The following is a 15923-nucleotide window of genomic DNA, read 5'->3' as shown; positions in this document are numbered from 1 at the left end:
TCAGCGAATCGCCGCCAGATAACTGGCCAGCGCAGTGATGTCCTTGTCGTTCAGACGCTTGGCAATGGCCGCCATCATGCCGTCCGGATCGCCGCTGCGTTCGCCCTTGCGCCAGGCGTTCAGCTGGGCTTCCAGGTAGCTCGCCTGCTGCCCGGCCAGTCTCGGGAAGGGGCCGCCGCCGATGGCCGAGGGGCCGTGACAGCTGAAGCAGGCCGGGATGTCGCGAGCCATGTCGCCCTGGTAGTAGATTTTCTCCGCCGGGGAGGCGGCCGGGTTCTGGCCCCGCACCTGCAGCGCTGGTGTCTTGCCTTGCGCCGCGAAGTAGGCAGCGGCAGGCTGCAGCAGATCGGCCGAGGCGTAGGCTTCCGCCATCGGCCCCATCAGTGCATTGCTGCGTCGTCTTGCATTGAAGTTCGCGACCTGCGCGGAGATGTAGCTGGCCGACAGCCCGGCCAGCACCGGCCCTTGTGCGGTGCCCTCGCCATGCATTCCATGGCAGACCGCACAGGCTTGAACAGCATCCGGTACTTCGTCGGCGACGGCCGCTCCGGCAATACATGAAATCAGTACGACAGAAGGCCATCTGAGCATCGAGTTTCCCGCCTCTACATGCTGCGACTGCGCTGAGTGTAGACGGCGCGATCCGGCGTGGACGGCGTCATTGCCGGGCCGGCGCTCCAGGCAGCTCGATGTCGCCAGTGACAGAGCGAGTGGTGGGGCGACGTGACCTGCAGGCCTCTCCGGCCACCAGCCTCCCGAGCACGGCGGCGATGGCTGCGCACCTTGCGCACTGGCGCGGTAGATCGTCAGTCACGGGCGGGTAACGCTTTCCCGTCCAGGTAGGGCGCTGCCAGCTCCAGTGCGCCGCGCCCACCCCGGCGAAGGCAGGCCAGAAGCGAAAGCCAGGGGATGTCGGTCATCACCACGGCATCCGCGGTCAGTGTCTGCACCTCGCCTGCGGTGCCGCCTGCGGGGCCGCCGTCAGGCATGTAGACCAGCAGCCAGTCTTCCCGGCTTTCCAGGCACAGGCCGAACCTGTAGCCACTTTCCTGGATGACCATCACGACCCGCGCTCCCTCGATGTTCTCCATGCCGGTGAAGCGGGCTGTCGCGTCCTTGAGCAACTGGTAGCCCGGCAGATTGCCGAGTAGCCGGTCTTCCAGCGCCCGTAGCGCTCTGGATGCCGCGGCGGTCCTGGCCAGCAGGCCCGCCAGGAAGCAGAAGAGCAGTAGCACGAAGATGGCTGCCACGGTGACGGAGGTGGCTCCCGCGACAGAGAAACCCTCGAAGATCGGCAGCACCTTCTGCAGGGGGCCGCTGAGCAGGTGGATGGCCTTCTCGATGAGGATGAACAGCAGAACCAGTGGAAGAATGAAGAGCAGCCCGCCGGCAATGGTGGTCTTGATGAATCTGAACATGCGCAGTCTCCTTGGCTTTGCGGCCCGACTCCATGGGATCGCCCCAGGCCCCTTGTGTCGCAAGAGCTTAGACGCGCGGTGAGGAAGCACCCGGTGGATCTGCCCGCCAGTCAGTCGGAGCAATGAGCATTTCACGACAGGGCATGCGCCAGGGGAAAGCTTGGGCGAGGGGCTCTGCCGCTCTCTTGCTGGCGGCCAGATTCGGCAATTGCTGTCGCCGGCGGGCAATGCGATGGGCTGCACTCATACCTAAGTATGAGTTTCTGAATCCCTACTTCGTCGCTTACGTCGCTGTCTCGTACTGATTAGTTTTCCCGGGCCAACACCAACCACGGGAAAGCCGCATGACAACAACAAAAGCGCGCGCCGGATTCGCCCCTAACGCCCTGGCGCTTGCCGTCGCGCTGGGCTGTGCCGCACAGGCCCAGGCCGTCACGTTCAATATCGGTGAAGTCGAGGGAACCTTCGACTCGTCTCTGTCCGTGGGGGCCAGCTGGGCACTGCGCGGCGGCGATCCGGATCTGATCGGCGTCAACAACGGCGGCAAGGGCCTGTCGCAGACCACCGATGACGGGCACCTGAACTTCAAGAAGGGCAAGACCTTCTCGAAGATCTTCAAGGGCATTCACGACCTCGAGCTGAAGTACGAAGACACCGGCATGTTCCTGCGCGGCAAGTACTGGTACGACTTCGAGCTCAAGGACGAAAGCCGGCCGTTCAAGGACATCGACGACAGCGGTCGCAAGGAGGGCGCGAAGTCCGCCGGCGCGCAAATGCTCGATGCCTTCGTCTACCACAACTACACCATTGCCGATCAGCCGGGCTCGGTCCGCCTGGGCAAGCAGGTCGTGAGCTGGGGGGAGAGCACCTTCATCCTCAACAGCATCAACTCGGTCAACCCGATCGACGTTGCCGCCTTCCGCCGCCCCGGTGCCGAGATCAGGGAAGGCCTGATCCCGGTGAACATGTTCTACGTGTCGCAGAGCCTGACCGACAGCCTCTCGGCAGAAGCCTTCTACCAGCTGGAGTGGGACCAGACGGTCGTCGACAACTGCGGCACCTTCTTCTCCCAGGCGGACGTGGTGGCCGACGGCTGCAGCAACAACCTGCGCCTGCTGACCAACAACCTCGCCGCCGGCAATGCGATCAACGCCGCGCTGCCGGGCACCAGCATGGACATCGACCAGAACGGCGAGGGCACCCTGGTCCGCCGCGGTGCGGATCGCGATGCCCGTGACAGTGGTCAATGGGGCCTGGCCCTGCGCTACATGTTCGACCCGCTGAACACAGAGTTCGGCGCTTACTTCATGAACTATCACAGCCGCGCGCCGTTCCTCAGCGTCAGCGCGCCCTCGCAGAGCCTCTACAACGTGGCCGGCCGCACCGGTGCAGCCGCGCCCCTGGTGGTGGCGGGGAATTCCAGTTACTTCATGGAGTATCCGGAAGACATCCACCTGTACGGCCTGAGCTTCTCGACCACGCTGCCCACCGGCACGGCCTGGAGTGGCGAAGTCAGCTACCGTCCCAACGCGCCCGTCCAGCTCAACACGACTGACCTGCTGTTCTCCGGCGTCGGCCCGCTCGCGGCGATCAACCCGGTGGCCTACGCGGCCTACGGCAATGCCTCGGTGCTCCAGGCCACGCCGGGTGGTGACCTGCACGGCTATCGCCGCAAGGAGATCACCCAGTTCCAGACCACCCTGACGCACTTCTTCGATCAGGTGATGGGCGCCGAGCGCCTGACCCTGGTGGGCGAGGTGGGCGTGGTGCATGTCGGTGGGCTCGACTCTACCAGTGAGGCGCGTTACGGCCGCGACCCTGTCTACGGGCCGGGGCCGCTGCCCGCCACCGGGCCGGTCAATACCTGCCGCGCGCTCAACCAGACCACCATTGCCGGTGCGGTGGGCAACAACGACTTCACCAACCTGACCACCAACTGCAGCGACGACGGCTACGTCACCGCCACTTCCTGGGGATACCGCGCCCGCGCGATCTGGGACTACAACAGCGTCTTCGCCGGGGTGAACCTGCGGCCGAACATCAGCTGGTCGCACGACGTTCACGGCTACGGTCCCAACGGCCTGTTCAACGAAGGCAGCAAGGCGGTCAGCTTCGGCCTCGATGCGGACTACGCCAACACCTACACCACCAGCCTTTCCTATACCGACTTCTTTGGCGGCGACTACAACACGTCGGTCGACAGGGACTTCGTCGCGCTCAGTTTCGGCGTGAACTTCTAACCCAGAGGACCCTGCCATGCAGACTCAGAAAACACTGTTGAAATCCGGCGTGCTGGCCCTCTCGCTACTGGCCAGCAGCGTGATGGCTGCCGCTCCGGCGGCCGAAGTGGCGCAGCTGGGTGGAACCCTCACGCCCATGGGCGCCGAGAAAGCGGGTAACGCCGACGGCAGTATTCCGGCCTGGACCGGTGGCCTGCCGGTGAATGCCGGGGCGGTAGATGCCAAGGGCTTCCTGGCCGACCCGTTCGCCAGCGAGAAGCCGCTGTTCGTCATCACTGCGGCCAACGCCGAGCAGTACAAGGACAAGCTGACCGAAGGCCAGATGGCGATGTTCAAGCGCTATCCGGACAGCTACAAGATCCCGGTGTATCCGACGCACCGTACAGCGGCGCTGCCTGATGACATCTACGCCGCGGCCAGGAGCAGCGCGCAGCATACCGAGCTGGTCGGGGGCGGTAACGGCCTGCAGAACTTCGACAGCCACTACTACGCCTTCCCGATCCCGAAGACTGGCGTAGAGCTGGTGTGGAACCACGAAACGCGTTACCGCGGCGGTAACATCCATCGCTACATCACCCGCGTGCAGCCGCAGGTAGATGGATCGTTCTCGATGGTGCACTTCGAAGACGAAGTGTCCTATCCCGCCAACCTGCCGGACTTCGACAAGGCCAAGGGCGACAACATCCTCTTCTACTTCATCCAGCGGGTGACCGCGCCGGCGCGTCTGGCGGGTAACGTGCTGCTGGTACACGAGACCATCGACCAGGTGAAGGAGCCTCGCCAGGCGTGGCTCTACAACGCCGGGCAGCGCCGCGTACGACGTGCTCCGCAGGTCGCCTACGACGGCCCGGCAACTGCCGCCGACGGCCTGGCCACCTCCGACAACTACGACATGTACAACGGCTCGCCGGATCGCTACGACTGGAAACTGGTCGGCAAGAAGGAGCTGTACATCCCCTACAACAGCTACAAGCTCGACTCGCCGTCGCTGAAGTACGACGACATCATCAAGCCGGGACATATCAACCAGGACCTCACCCGCTACGAGCTGCACCGGGTCTGGGAAGTGGTGGGTACGCTCAGGGAGGGCGAGCGGCACATCTACGCCAAGCGCCACATGTTCTTCGACGAGGACACCTGGCAACTGGCCGAGGTCGACCACTACGACGGCCGTGGCCAGCTCTGGCGTGTCGGCGAGGGTCACGCGCAGCAGTATTACAACCAGAAAGTGCCGGGCTACACCGCCGAGACTCTCTACGATGTCATCTCGGGCCGCTACTCGGTCATGGGCCTGAAGAACGAAGAGAAGCAGAGCATCGTGTTCGGCGCCAAGGCGCTTGCCGCGGACTACACCCCGGCAGCATTGCGCCAGACGGGCGTTCGCTGACCTCGGCCGTTTCACCGAGCAACTCCGTGTTGGGCGGCCGAACAGCCGCCCTTTTTTATGCCTGATCGTCGGCAAGCCCAATACAGCCTCGGGGGCAAGTCGTACCATGGCGGACTTTGTATCAGCGAGTAACGCCATGTCCACGGCGAACATCTATTCAGACCCGTGCCGCGTTCCCTCGTTGCCCACCGGCTTTCTGCCGCGTCCCCGTCTCAGCAAGATCCTGCTCGCAGCGCGCTGCCGGCTGCGGCTGATCTGCGCCCCGGCGGGCAGCGGCAAGAGCGTGCTGCTGCGCGAATGTGCCCTGGCCCGTCCCGAACAGACCCAGGTGCTATGGCTCGACCTCAAGGGCCTGGTGCTGGACGACGTGGCCTTGCTGCGCCTGCTCGCCGCAGCGCTGGAGCTCGCCGACAGCGATCCCATCTCCGTGCTCAACTGCCTGGCGCAACGCGCAGGCGCGCTCTGGATCATGCTCGATGATCTGCCGCGAGCGGCGGACGAGCGCATGGACCGCCTCCTCGAACTCTTGCTGCGGGCGTCGGCGCCGACCGTGTCCTGGTGGATCGCCAGTCGCCGCAGGCCGGTCTGCAAACTGGAGCGTCTGCTGCTGGATGGTGAGCTGCTGGAGCTCGGTGCAGAAGACCTGGCCATGACGGCTGCCGAACTGAGCGAACTGCTGGGCAGCCTGTATGGCGAGGTGCCGGTGACCAGCGTGCAGACCCTGATGATGCAGACCGATGGCTGGTTCGCCGGCATCCGTCTGCGCCTGCATGGTCGAGACCCCGGACAGTTGCCCGAGGCGATGCAGGGCAACGCGCTGGTGCGACGTTATCTGGAACAGGAGGTACTTGCGGAGCTTTCCGGCGAGCTGCGTGATGCGCTGTGCAAGCTGTCCTGCCTGCAGGACTTCGACGACTCCCTGTGCGATCACGTGTTGGGCGCTGGCGAAGGCAAGCAACTGCTGCAGCAACTGCTCGACGCGGGTGTGTTCATCGAGACGCTCGATGCGGATCTCGGATTGTATCGCGTTCGGCCGGCGGTGGGCAGCATTCTGGCGGCGGAAGTTGCCCAGGGCCTGAAGCGGGCCTTGTACCGCCATGCCTGCCAGTGGTCCGCCGGGCGCGCTCAGGTTCGCCAGGCAATCGATTACGCGCTGCTCGCCGAGCAACCCGAGATAGCCGCCAGCCTGCTGCAGCACTTCACCCGCGACCGGCTGCTGCACGGCAGCCAGATGGCGCGAGTGCTCAGGTGGCGCAACCTGCTGCCTGGCGAGCTGATCTCCAGCACGCCACGCCTGTTGATCCTGAACTCCTGGGCGCTGCTCATCAGCGGCCGCCTCGATGAGGCGGAAGACTGTGCGGCGCAACTGCAACGCTTCCTGCCGCAACCGACGGCGCAGCGTCAGCGTGAGCTGCTCGCGCAGTGCCAGGCGCTGTCCGGCAAACTCGAATATCACCGGGGCAAGGCTGACGCACGGCACCTGCGCGAGGCGCTGGAGCATCTGCCGGAGTCCGCCTGGGCGCAGCACGTGATCGTGCTCACCGCACTGATCGAAGTGGAAATCGTCGATGGGCGAATGGAGACGGCCGAGCAGTTCCATCGCGATGCCATCAAGATGGCACGCCGCCATGGAAGCCGCATGCTGGAAGCGGTGCTGCTGTTGCAGCAGGTGCAGCTGCTGGAAATGCGTGGCGAACTCGCTCAGGCGCTTCATCTGACCGAGCAGTTGCACCGGGAGTTGTGCGTCGAGGGCAAGGGCGAGGCCAACCCCCTGCGCGGCCGGACGCGGCTGCGCATGGGTGCCTTGCTGGCGCGGCGGGGCGACTACGCCATGGCCCGTGGGCACTATGAAGCCGGGCTGCAGGAGTGCCTGGACTGCGAGGACCCGGCTGCCTCCTGGGGCTACATCGGCCTGGCCGAACTCGATGCGATGCAGAAGTCACTCGGCCAGGCTCACCAGCGTCTGGCCGATGCGGAACGCCTGCTGCAGTTCCGCAATATCACCGAACCGCTGTACCAGAACCTGCTGCTGCTCGGTTATGCCCGGCTGTGGATTCAGGAAGGCAATGCCGGCCGTGCTCGTACTGCGCTGGAAGAGGGGCTTCGGCAGTACAGCGGCGCAGAGTGCTACAGGCCACCGTATGGCAATCCCGAGCTGGTTCAGCATCTGCAGGTAGCGCTGCTGCATGCACGCCAGGCGATGGGTGAAGACGTCAGCGAAGCCTTCGAGAGCATGCTCAAGACTGCCCTGCGGCAGGAGCGCCGTAGTCTCGCCATCGAGTTGTGGTTCGGCATGGCTGAAGCGCTCTATGCCAAGGGCCAGCAGGGCGGCGCACAGCGGGCGTTGCTCGACGCGATGGCGCTGTCGCGGCAGACCGGCATGCTCAGCGCCGAGTACCACTGCAGCCTGCGCAATCCCGGCCTGATTCGCTGGGGCAAGGACTCGCTCAGGCCAAAGGACCAACAGTCTGCCGCAGTGCTGCTCAGCCCGCGCGAGCTGTCGGTACTGAAGATGATTGCCCTGGGATTGTCCAACCAGGACATCGCCGAGCAGCTGTTCATCTCGTTGCACACCGTCAAGAGCCATGCGCAGAAGATCAACGTGAAACTGGGAGTGGCCCGGCGTACACAGGCCATTGTCCGGGCCAAGGAACTGGGACTGGTGAGGTAGCGTCAAGCTCCGCTAGCGATAGCCGGGCGGACCGTCGGGATCAACTGCGGCGTTGCCGTCGAGCAGTTGTCGCCGTATCCCGCGCGGCGTGTCGTCGAACCAGCGACGGCAGGCGCGATTGAACACGCTCTGCTCGCTGTAGCCCAACAATCCCGCGACCTGCGACATCGGCATGTGGCGCTCGGCAAGATAGCGTTGCGCGCAGGAGCGGCGAGCCTGTTCGAGCACCTGCTCGAATCCCGTGCCGAGCTCCGCCAGACGCCGTTGCAGCACCCGCTCATGCAGGCCGAGCTGCTCGGCGATCAGGCCGATCCGGCAGCGCTGGGTGGGCAGGGTCCGCAGGATCAGGTTTTCCACCTGGCGTACCAGGCCTGCGGCAGCCTGGGCGTCGAAGGGGCGCAGGTAATCCAGCATCACCCGGTGCAGCTGCGGGTCCTGCTGTTCGATGCGCATGCCCAGTTGCTCGTTGCTCAGGACCAGGGCGTTGCAATCCTGGTTGAAGTACGCCGGGCTCTTGAAATAGCGCTTGTAGCGGGCGGGGGGCAGTGCGCCGGCTCCGCTGATCAGCACGGAGCGGGCGCTGAACTGGCTGCCGCACAGGAGCTTCAGGGTGTTGTGGCCAACTCCCAGTGCCAGCTCCTGCATCTGCCGCAGGCGCGTGGGGCCGGGCAGGCGAATCTCGATCAGCAGCCGTGGCGCCTGGCGATCACTGCGGTCGAGCTGCACATCGATGCCGGGGCTGTGATAGCCGATGAACCGCGAGATTTCCTCCAGCGCCTGGCCCACCGTCGCTGAATTGCGTGCGATCAGCGCCACCGGCCCGAGCACCTGCAGGTCCTGATATTCGGCCATGCGCAGGCCCAGGTCGGGGCAGTCCAGTTCGTTGGCGGCGCATTCGAGCACGCCCACCAGGGAGCGCAGCGGCACCCGTGCCTCGTCGTCTTCGAGTGCGGCGGGGGCTATCTGGAAGCGGCCCAGCAAATGCTCGCAATCCCCGCCCAGCTGGGCGACCAACTGCGGAAAGCCGATGAACGAGGTCGTGCGGATAAGGGCGGTCACAGTCGTCGAAAATCAAAAATCAGTCGTTGAAAGTCAATTAATGTGCGCCTCGGCGGCGAAGAATTCCAGCGGTCTGCGCCGAGAAATGCTGCTCGGTGCGTATCGTCCGCGAACCGAGAAGAACAATTATGGAATTCGACTACATCATCGTGGGTGCCGGCTCGGCCGGCTGCGTACTGGCCAATCGTCTGAGTGCCGCCCCCTCGGTGCGGGTGTGCCTGCTGGAGGCCGGTTCGGAAGATACCTCGCCGCTGATCCACACGCCGATCGGCGTCGCCGCCATCCTGCCGACTCGCCATGTGAACTGGGCCTTGCAGACGGTCCCGCAACCCGGACTGGGCGGCCGAGTCGGCTACCAGCCGCGCGGCAAGACCCTGGGTGGGAGCAGCTCGATCAACGGCATGATCTACATCCGCGGGCATCGCAGCGACTACGATGACTGGCAGGCCCTGGGCAATCCGGGGTGGGGCTATGACGACGTGCTGCCGTACTTCCGCAAGAGCGAGGGGCATCATCTCGGCGGCTGTGACTACCATGGTGGCGATGGCGAGTTGTATGTCGGCCGGGTGCAGCCGCACGCGGTCACCAACGCCTTCCTGGATGCGGCCCAGTCGGCCGGGCACTCGCGCAATGCGGACTTCAATGGCGCCGAGCAGGAAGGGGTGGGGCACTACGACGTGACCATCCGCGAGGGCCGGCGCTGGAGCACCGCTTCGGCCTTCCTCAAGCCCATCCGCGAGCTTCGCGGCAACCTCACGGTGATTACCGGAGCCACGGCCCAGCGCATCCTGCTGCAAGGCAAGCGCGCCGTGGGCATGCAGGTGTCGGTCAAGGGCGAGCGCCTGGAGATCAAGGCGCGCAAGGAGGTCCTGCTCAGTGCGGGAGCGTTCGGCAGCCCGCATCTGCTGATGTTGTCGGGTATCGGTGCAGAGGCCGATCTCAAGCCACACGGAATCGCCCTGCAGCACGAGTTGCCCGGCGTGGGCAAAAACCTCCAGGACCACCCGGACATCGTGGCCTGCTACAAGAGCCATGACACCTCCCTGCTGGGCATTTCCGCCAGGGGCTCCGTGCGCATGGGCAAGGCCTTCTTCGATTACACCCGCCAGCGCACCGGCCCCTTCGCCAGCAACTGCGCCGAGAGCGGCGGGTTCCTGAAGACCTCCGCGAACCTGGCGCGCCCGGATATCCAGTTGCATGCGGTGATCGGCCCGATCGATGACCATGGCCGCAAGCTGCACTGGGGACATGGCTTCAGCTGCCATGTCTGCGTGCTGCGGCCGAAAAGCATCGGCAGCGTCGGCCTGCACTCGGCAGACCCTTTCGCCGCGCCGCGTATCGACCCGAACTTCCTCGGCCATGACGACGACGTCAGCACGCTCTTGAAGGGCTACCGCATGGTCCGGGACATAGTCGGCCAGGCACCGTTGGCCAGGTACGGCCTGAAGGACCTGTACAGCCAGAACCTCTCCAGCGACGAGCAACTGATCGATCTGCTGCGCAGGCGCACCGATACCGTCTACCACCCGGTCGGCACCTGCAAGATGGGCAATGACGAGATGGCGGTAGTGGACGGGCAATTGCGCGTACACGGCATCGAAGGGCTGCGAGTCGTCGACGCCTCGATCATGCCCACGCTGGTCGGCGGCAACACTAACGCCCCGTCGATCATGATCGCGGAGCGCGCCGCGGAGTGGATCATCGCGGACTGAGCAGCGCCTGCGTGGCTGGGCAGGCGCCTGGCCAACGCAGCGGGAAGAGGTGTTCCGCGTAGGTCGCCGGGCGCGGATGGCTCTCAGGTGGTGTTGCCATGGCGGAATCGAACAGCGTTCCGGCGGCTATCGGGAACTCCTGTGTATGCCAATGTATCTGGCGGCCGCTCTGACATGCGTGGAGATGACGGCGACTGTTTTCGACATGGTGCAGATACCCCAAGGGCTCTAAATGAGCACCAACAGCTCAGCGGCACGGCAAGCACCTCAAGGTTCTCCAGTGCGTGGTGTCCTGCTCCGATGGGCTGTCCCCCTTACCCCTTGAGGATCGATGCCATGAAAAATCTGAAGACCTTCGTAACCGCCGTTGCCTTCTCGTTCGCCGGTGTGGCCATGCACGCCAACGCTGCTGCTGAAGCCAGCTGTGCCCAAGGCGCCGTGTGCTTCCAGCTGACGCCCCTGGCCGACAAGAACGTGGCACCGCAGCTGGCTGAAGATGGCTTCAGCCGCACTCCATTGGGCATGCGCGTGGACTCGGAAGTGCCGGCACAGCAAACCCTTGCTGAGGACGGTTTCAGCCGGACGCCCCTGGGCATGCGGGTGAACTCGGAAGCACCGGTACAGCAGACTCTGGCCGCCGATGGTTTCGGCAGAACGCCGCTGGGCAAGCGTGTGGCTTCGTCGCAGGACTCGGGTGTCGCCTGATGGTCGGCGGAGGAGGGCGCTACGATCAGTGGCGCCCGATGATTATTGACAGATCTGTCCAATAAGGCGAGGCTCTCGTCATGGGCAGACCACGTGAATTCGACCGGGAACTGGCGCTGGAACACGCGACAAGGGTGTTCTGGGCGAAGGGCTTCGCCGCCACTTCGACCGAGGATCTCCTGCAGGCGATGGGTATCGGTCGGCAGAGTTTCTATAACGCCTTCGGCGACAAGCGCACGCTCTATCTCGAAGCGCTGGAAGCCTACCAGGCCAACACGTTGCGCGGGCATCTGGGCCGGCTGCACAGTCCGGCATCGCCCAGTGCAGGCATCGAGGACCTGCTGGTCGGACTGATCGAAACGGATGATGGGCTGCGTGCTCTCGGCTGCATGGGCGTTGGTGCGCTCTGCGAGTTCGGTGGCACCGACGCCGACGTCCGAGCGCTTGCGGAGCGCGGTTCCGCCCGGCTTCACGCCGGCTTGCAGTCGCGCATCCGCGAAGGGCAGGAGCAAGGTGAGCTGGCCGCGCGGATCGATCCGTCCGAGGCGGCGTCTTTCCTCCAGATGACCATGATGGGTATCCAACTCGGCGCCCGAGGTGGCGCGGATGCCGGGTCGCTCCAGGCGATGGCGCGTTTCTCCGTCGATCGTCTGAAAAGCCAATGAACAGTCGACGCTATTCGCGCGCTTTTTTTCGTCAAATTTTGGACTGAACAGTCAATAAAGGTGAGGCGATGAAGATCAATGAAGCAGGGCGCAACAAGGTCGCCATGGTTTTCGGCGGATCCCGAGGCATCGGCGCGTCGGCGGTGAGGCAACTTGCCGCCGACGGATTCTCGGTGGCGCTGACTTATGTTTCACGCCCGGACAGCGCCCAGGCGCTGGTCGACGAGATCGAAGCCAGCGGCGGCCATGCGCTTGCCATCCAGGCCGACAGCAAGGACGCCAGCGCCATACGGGACGCGGTGTCGGCGGCAGTCGCGCAACTCGGTGAGCTTGATGTGGCGGTCGTCAACGCCGGCGTGCTGCGGCTTGCGCGCATCGATACGCTCAGCGTCGAGGACCTCGACCTGATGCTCGACGTGAACATCCGCGGCGTCATTCTCTCGGTCCAGGCTGCGGTAGCCCGCATGCGAGACGGTGGGCGGGTGATCACCATCGGCAGCAACACGGCATCCGGTCGCACGTCGGTGGAAGGCGCCGTGTACTCGATGACCAAGGCCGCCGTGGCGCGGCTGGTGCAGGGGCTTGCGCTGGACCTGGCGGGACGCCGGATCACCGTCAACAATATCCAGCCGGGCCCTACCGCGACCGACATGACGCAAGCCCACCTGCAGGCGCTCGCAGAGCAGGTGCCGCTGGGGCGAGTGGCCCAGCCTGCGGAAATCGCCGGGCTGGTCTCGTATCTCGCCAGCCCGGCAGCGGCCCACATGAGCGGGGCAAGCCTGACACTGGATGGCGGCTATGCCCTGTAATTGCCGATGTCCCGGGAAGATACCGTGCGCAAAACCCTGACCGAGAACGACGCATGCCCGCAGTCGCGATGGAGCGTGGTCATTCTGTGCATGCTGTTCAACGTCATCGACGGGCTGGACGCCATGGCGATGGCCTTTACCGGCAGCCGGGTGTCCGCGGAGTGGGGGCTGGGCGCGGGCCAGCTTGGCGTGTTGCTCAGCGCCAGCCTGCTGGGCATGGCCGGTGGCTCGCTGCTCGGCTCCCGGGCGGATCTGCACGGCCGCCGGCCACTGCTGCTGGCGGCGCTGTCGTTGAGCGGCCTGAGCATGTTGCTGTCGTTCTGCAGCCAGGACTACTTCCAGCTGCTGCTTCTGCGGGTGCTCACCGGCCTGGGCATCGGCGCGGTACTGGTGGGCGCCAATGTGCTGGCCTACGAGTCGGCCAGCCCACGCCGGAGGAACCTGGCCATTGCCTTGCAATCGGTCGCCTTTGCCCTGGGCGCGGGCCTGGGCGGGCTGCTGGCGCACCAGTTCAATGAATGGATCGGCTGGCGCTATGTGTTCCTGGCCGGTGGCGGAGTCACGCTGGCCGGCACGGCGGCGGGCGCATTCTGGCTGCGCGAGTCACCGCAGTTCATCAGGCTCGCAGCCACCACGGCGCGAGTGCCGCGCAGCGAGGTCTACGGGCAGTTGTTCGCTGCCCATCAGTGGCGGCTGACCGCATCGCTCGCGCTGGCGTTGTTCCTGGCGATGGCGGGCTTCTACTTCGTGATGAGCTGGACGCCGACACTGATGGTCCGCAACGGATTCACCGAGCAGCAAGGGGCCGTCGATGGGCTGCTACTGTCCTGCGGTGGCATGCTTGGCGCGTTGCTGGTGGGCTTGTCGGCGAACCGCAGTAGAGGACGGGCTCTACTGCTCGGACTGCTGCTGCTCAACGCCCTGGTGATGGTACTCATGGCCTCGCTGGTCGCCGGATCGGCGCTGCCCGTTACCGTTGGCATCATCGCCGGGATGGCGCTCAATGGCACGGTCGCGGCGCTGTTCGTCCTCGCGCCGCAGTCCTTCCCGGCCGCGATTCGCGCCAGTGGCGTGGGGCTGGTGCTGGCGACCGGCCGCTTGGGGGCGATCATCTCGCCCGCCATCGCCGGGAGCCTGCTCGTTGCCCAGTGGAGCACGGGGGCGGTGTTCCTGCTCTTTGCTTGCAGTCAGGTAATGGCGGCCCTGTTGGTCTGGCTGGGCTATCGGCGCGCTGCCTGGGCCCCCGCCTGATCGACAGCCACAAACGCCAAACAGTCCTCGCTTGACCGCTGTACGCCTTCCCCATAACCTCGCCCGACCCTTGTGAAAGCGACAGGGGAGCGGGTTTGGCGACCCGGTTAAAGTCATTGTGCGATTCGCACCGATAAGTCCTGCGCCGCTGTTTTGCGGCCGCAGTGCTTTGCTATGGCGAGCCGCGCAGGGAGACCTTCGGGTCTGCCGGGTGATGACTGCCGGTTCGCCAACCCTGCGCGGTTCCGCCTCCCAATCCGTTTGGCGACGGATGAGGCGGTTTCAAGGACAGTCATATATGGGCCTATCTCAATGGACGACATCTACGTTCCCACCGTATTCCATCGCTACAACCGTTCCCTGCGCGGCGTGTTGATCGACAACCAGCCCTGGCTGGTCGCTCGCGAGCTGGGTTATCTGATCCGCGAGCGGGTCGAAGCCTATGTGCTTCGAATGGATGAGGACCTCTTTCGCGAGGTGCGCCTGGTGACCGGCAGCGGCGAAGAGGACGCACTGCTGGTCAGTGACTTTGGCGCCTTTCACGTCCTGCAGCGATTTCGTGATCCGGAGCATCGGCAGTTGCGCATGTGGCTCACCGGCCATGTGTTGCCCACGCTCAGGGACCAGGGCCGGGTGGCGTCGGGCCTGCCGAAACGCCTGCAAGCCCGGGGGGAAGGGCGGCCGCTGGCGGTGCTGGACTGGCAGGGCGAGTACTGGGTACCGATGGGCGAGGTGCCGAGGCTGATGCGCGAGGAGCGGCGCGGGCGGTGGTGGCGCCGGGGGTGAAGCAGTAGCCCGGCGCCAGGGCGTTTGTATAATCCGCTTCCACAAGCGGCAGGCAAGGCTCTGTGTCGGGCGAACCGGCCGGTGATTGCCTCTGCCGAGAAGAAATTGCAGGGGTACGCAGCAGTGGAAAGACGACAGTTCAGCGAGTCCATGCAGGGGCAGAACCTGCGCTTCGTCGGCGAGCGGAAAGCTGACTCGCAGGGGCCACGCAAGGTCGGTTTCGTACTGCTGGAGAACTTCTCGCTACCGGCCTTCACCCAGGCGCTGGACACCCTGGTCACCGCCAATCTGATCCGCGAAGGCGCCTTCGCCACGCGCACCTACAGCCTCGATGGCGAAGCGGTCACCAGCGACCTGGGCCTGGTGATCTGCCCGGCCTCCGCGCTGGAAAGCAAATACTTGGACATGGACCTGCTGGTGGTCTGCGGCGGCCTGCGCACGCCGCTCAAGGACATGCCCAACCTGAGTCGTCTGCTGCACCTCGCCGACGAGCGCGGCATCGTCCTGGCGGGCCTGTGGAACGGCGCCTGGTTCCTTGGCAAGGCCGGTTTGCTGGATGGGTACAAGTGCGCGGTGCACCCGGAAAACCGTGCTTCGCTGGCGGAGGTCGCGCGCAACAGCGTGGTGACCGCCGAGAGCTACATCCTCGACCGCAACCGCCTGACCGCCGGCAGCCCGACCGGTGCCTTCAACCTGGTGCTGGAGTGGATTCACAACCTGCACGGCCGCGAGCTGGTGGAGGGTATCGTCGATATCCTCGCCTTCGAGGAATCGCGCTACCGGCGCACCCGCCCGGCACTGCACGAGAAGATGACCCAGCCGCTGCGCGACGTGCTCAACCTGATGAGCGCGAACATCGAGGAGCCGCTGAGCACCGACCAGTTGTCCGAGTGCGTGGGCCGCTCCAAACGCCAGCTGGAGCGGCTGTTCCAGGAGCAGCTGGGCACCTCGCCGGTGCGCTACTACCTGGAGCTGCGCATCACCGAAAGCCGGCGCCTGCTGCAGCATTCCGACCTGTCGCTGGTGGAAGTGGCGCTGGCTTGCGGCTTCGTTTCGCCCAGCCATTTCAGCAAGTGCTACACGTCCTTCTTCGGCCATTCGCCGTCGAAGGAAGTGCGCTTTGGCTGCGTGCGCTCGGCCAAGTAAGCAGGGTGGGTCGGTCTGCGGGCCCGCAGTGCTTCGACAGTGTTGTTCCTCGCGCGGCGTGGCTGGTTAACTGC

At 65.1% G+C, this 15923-nt stretch carries 13 protein-coding genes; 10 read left to right on the top strand and 3 right to left on the bottom strand.

The features are described 5' to 3' along the window. Both ABKS89_RS17740 and ABKS89_RS17735 read right to left on the bottom strand, forming a co-directional pair. Window positions 1-591 carry a c-type cytochrome gene (locus ABKS89_RS17740; protein ID WP_348586348.1) on the bottom strand — a complete coding sequence of 197 codons (591 nt, stop codon included), beginning with the start codon at window positions 589-591 and terminating at the stop codon, window positions 1-3. Window positions 592-806: 215 nt separating this feature from the next. Next, complete coding sequence (locus ABKS89_RS17735; protein WP_138214424.1) at window positions 807-1418, bottom strand: hypothetical protein; 612 nt, start codon at window positions 1416-1418, stop codon at window positions 807-809. 344 nt (window positions 1419-1762) lie between these two features. On the opposite strand from ABKS89_RS17735, the gene ABKS89_RS17730 reads away from it, so the two are divergent. The 3 genes from ABKS89_RS17730 (at window position 1763) to ABKS89_RS17720 (ending at window position 7716) form a co-directional block, all read left to right on the top strand. Then, window positions 1763-3658, top strand: a complete 1896-nt coding sequence (locus ABKS89_RS17730) for a DUF1302 domain-containing protein (protein ID WP_348586346.1) — start codon at window positions 1763-1765, stop codon at window positions 3656-3658. A gap of 16 nt (window positions 3659-3674) precedes the next feature. Beyond that, window positions 3675-5045 (top strand): DUF1329 domain-containing protein, encoded by a 1371-nt coding sequence (locus tag ABKS89_RS17725; RefSeq protein ID WP_138214422.1) that lies wholly within the window; start codon window positions 3675-3677, stop codon window positions 5043-5045. A 136-nt stretch (window positions 5046-5181) separates the two neighbouring features. Further along, window positions 5182-7716, top strand: a complete 2535-nt coding sequence (locus ABKS89_RS17720) for a LuxR C-terminal-related transcriptional regulator (protein WP_348586344.1) — start codon at window positions 5182-5184, stop codon at window positions 7714-7716. Window positions 7717-7728: 12 nt separating this feature from the next. Here ABKS89_RS17720 and ABKS89_RS17715 read toward each other — a convergent pair whose 3' ends face one another. Next, the gene (locus ABKS89_RS17715; RefSeq protein ID WP_138214420.1) at window positions 7729-8775 is read right to left on the bottom strand and encodes an AraC family transcriptional regulator; all 1047 of its coding nucleotides are present in this window, start codon (window positions 8773-8775) and stop codon (window positions 7729-7731) included. A 128-nt stretch (window positions 8776-8903) separates the two neighbouring features. On the opposite strand from ABKS89_RS17715, the gene ABKS89_RS17710 reads away from it, so the two are divergent. The 7 genes from ABKS89_RS17710 to souR all read left to right on the top strand — a co-directional run bounded on the left by ABKS89_RS17710 (window position 8904) and on the right by souR (window position 15849). Further along, entirely contained in the window at window positions 8904-10487 is a 1584-nt protein-coding gene (locus ABKS89_RS17710; protein ID WP_348586342.1) for a GMC family oxidoreductase, read from the top strand. Between the two features lie 336 nt (window positions 10488-10823). Beyond that, entirely contained in the window at window positions 10824-11192 is a 369-nt protein-coding gene (locus ABKS89_RS17705; protein ID WP_138214418.1) for a hypothetical protein, read from the top strand. Window positions 11193-11272: 80 nt separating this feature from the next. Then, on the top strand, window positions 11273-11857 hold the full coding sequence (locus tag ABKS89_RS17700) for a TetR/AcrR family transcriptional regulator (protein WP_348586341.1): 585 nt from the start codon (window positions 11273-11275) through the stop codon (window positions 11855-11857). A 68-nt stretch (window positions 11858-11925) separates the two neighbouring features. Further along, window positions 11926-12666, top strand: a complete 741-nt coding sequence (locus tag ABKS89_RS17695; protein WP_348586339.1) for an SDR family oxidoreductase — start codon at window positions 11926-11928, stop codon at window positions 12664-12666. Between the two features lie 24 nt (window positions 12667-12690). Beyond that, window positions 12691-13917, top strand: coding sequence for an MFS transporter (locus ABKS89_RS17690; protein WP_348586337.1), 1227 nt, complete (start codon window positions 12691-12693; stop codon window positions 13915-13917). A gap of 312 nt (window positions 13918-14229) precedes the next feature. Continuing rightward, window positions 14230-14703, top strand: coding sequence for a BRO-N domain-containing protein (locus ABKS89_RS17685; RefSeq protein WP_348586335.1), 474 nt, complete (start codon window positions 14230-14232; stop codon window positions 14701-14703). Window positions 14704-14826: 123 nt separating this feature from the next. After that, a complete protein-coding gene (gene souR, locus ABKS89_RS17680; RefSeq protein ID WP_348586334.1) occupies window positions 14827-15849 on the top strand; it encodes a transcriptional regulator SouR in 1023 nt (340 codons plus the stop codon). Window positions 15850-15923 lie beyond the last annotated feature (74 nt).

This window comes from Pseudomonas sp. LABIM340, from assembly GCF_040017195.2.
In the GTDB taxonomy this organism is placed as follows: Bacteria; Pseudomonadota; Gammaproteobacteria; order Pseudomonadales; family Pseudomonadaceae; genus Pseudomonas.
Note: the sequence above shows the minus strand (reverse complement) of the source record. Positions and strands in the feature narration are given on the sequence as shown.

Bases quoted from the DNA above. Each gene is read 5' to 3' on its own strand.
- ABKS89_RS17740 (WP_348586348.1), bottom strand. From the start codon at position 591: ATGCTCAGATGGCCTTCTGTCGTACTGATTTCATGTATTGCCGGAGCG.
- ABKS89_RS17735 (WP_138214424.1), bottom strand. From the start codon at position 1,418: ATGTTCAGATTCATCAAGACCACCATTGCCGGCGGGCTGCTCTTCATT.
- ABKS89_RS17730 (WP_348586346.1), top strand. From the start codon at position 1,763: ATGACAACAACAAAAGCGCGCGCCGGATTCGCCCCTAACGCCCTGGCG.
- ABKS89_RS17725 (WP_138214422.1), top strand. From the start codon at position 3,675: ATGCAGACTCAGAAAACACTGTTGAAATCCGGCGTGCTGGCCCTCTCG.
- ABKS89_RS17720 (WP_348586344.1), top strand. From the start codon at position 5,182: ATGTCCACGGCGAACATCTATTCAGACCCGTGCCGCGTTCCCTCGTTG.
- ABKS89_RS17710 (WP_348586342.1), top strand. From the start codon at position 8,904: ATGGAATTCGACTACATCATCGTGGGTGCCGGCTCGGCCGGCTGCGTA.
- ABKS89_RS17705 (WP_138214418.1), top strand. From the start codon at position 10,824: ATGAAAAATCTGAAGACCTTCGTAACCGCCGTTGCCTTCTCGTTCGCC.
- ABKS89_RS17700 (WP_348586341.1), top strand. From the start codon at position 11,273: ATGGGCAGACCACGTGAATTCGACCGGGAACTGGCGCTGGAACACGCG.
- ABKS89_RS17695 (WP_348586339.1), top strand. From the start codon at position 11,926: ATGAAGATCAATGAAGCAGGGCGCAACAAGGTCGCCATGGTTTTCGGC.
- ABKS89_RS17685 (WP_348586335.1), top strand. From the start codon at position 14,230: ATGGACGACATCTACGTTCCCACCGTATTCCATCGCTACAACCGTTCC.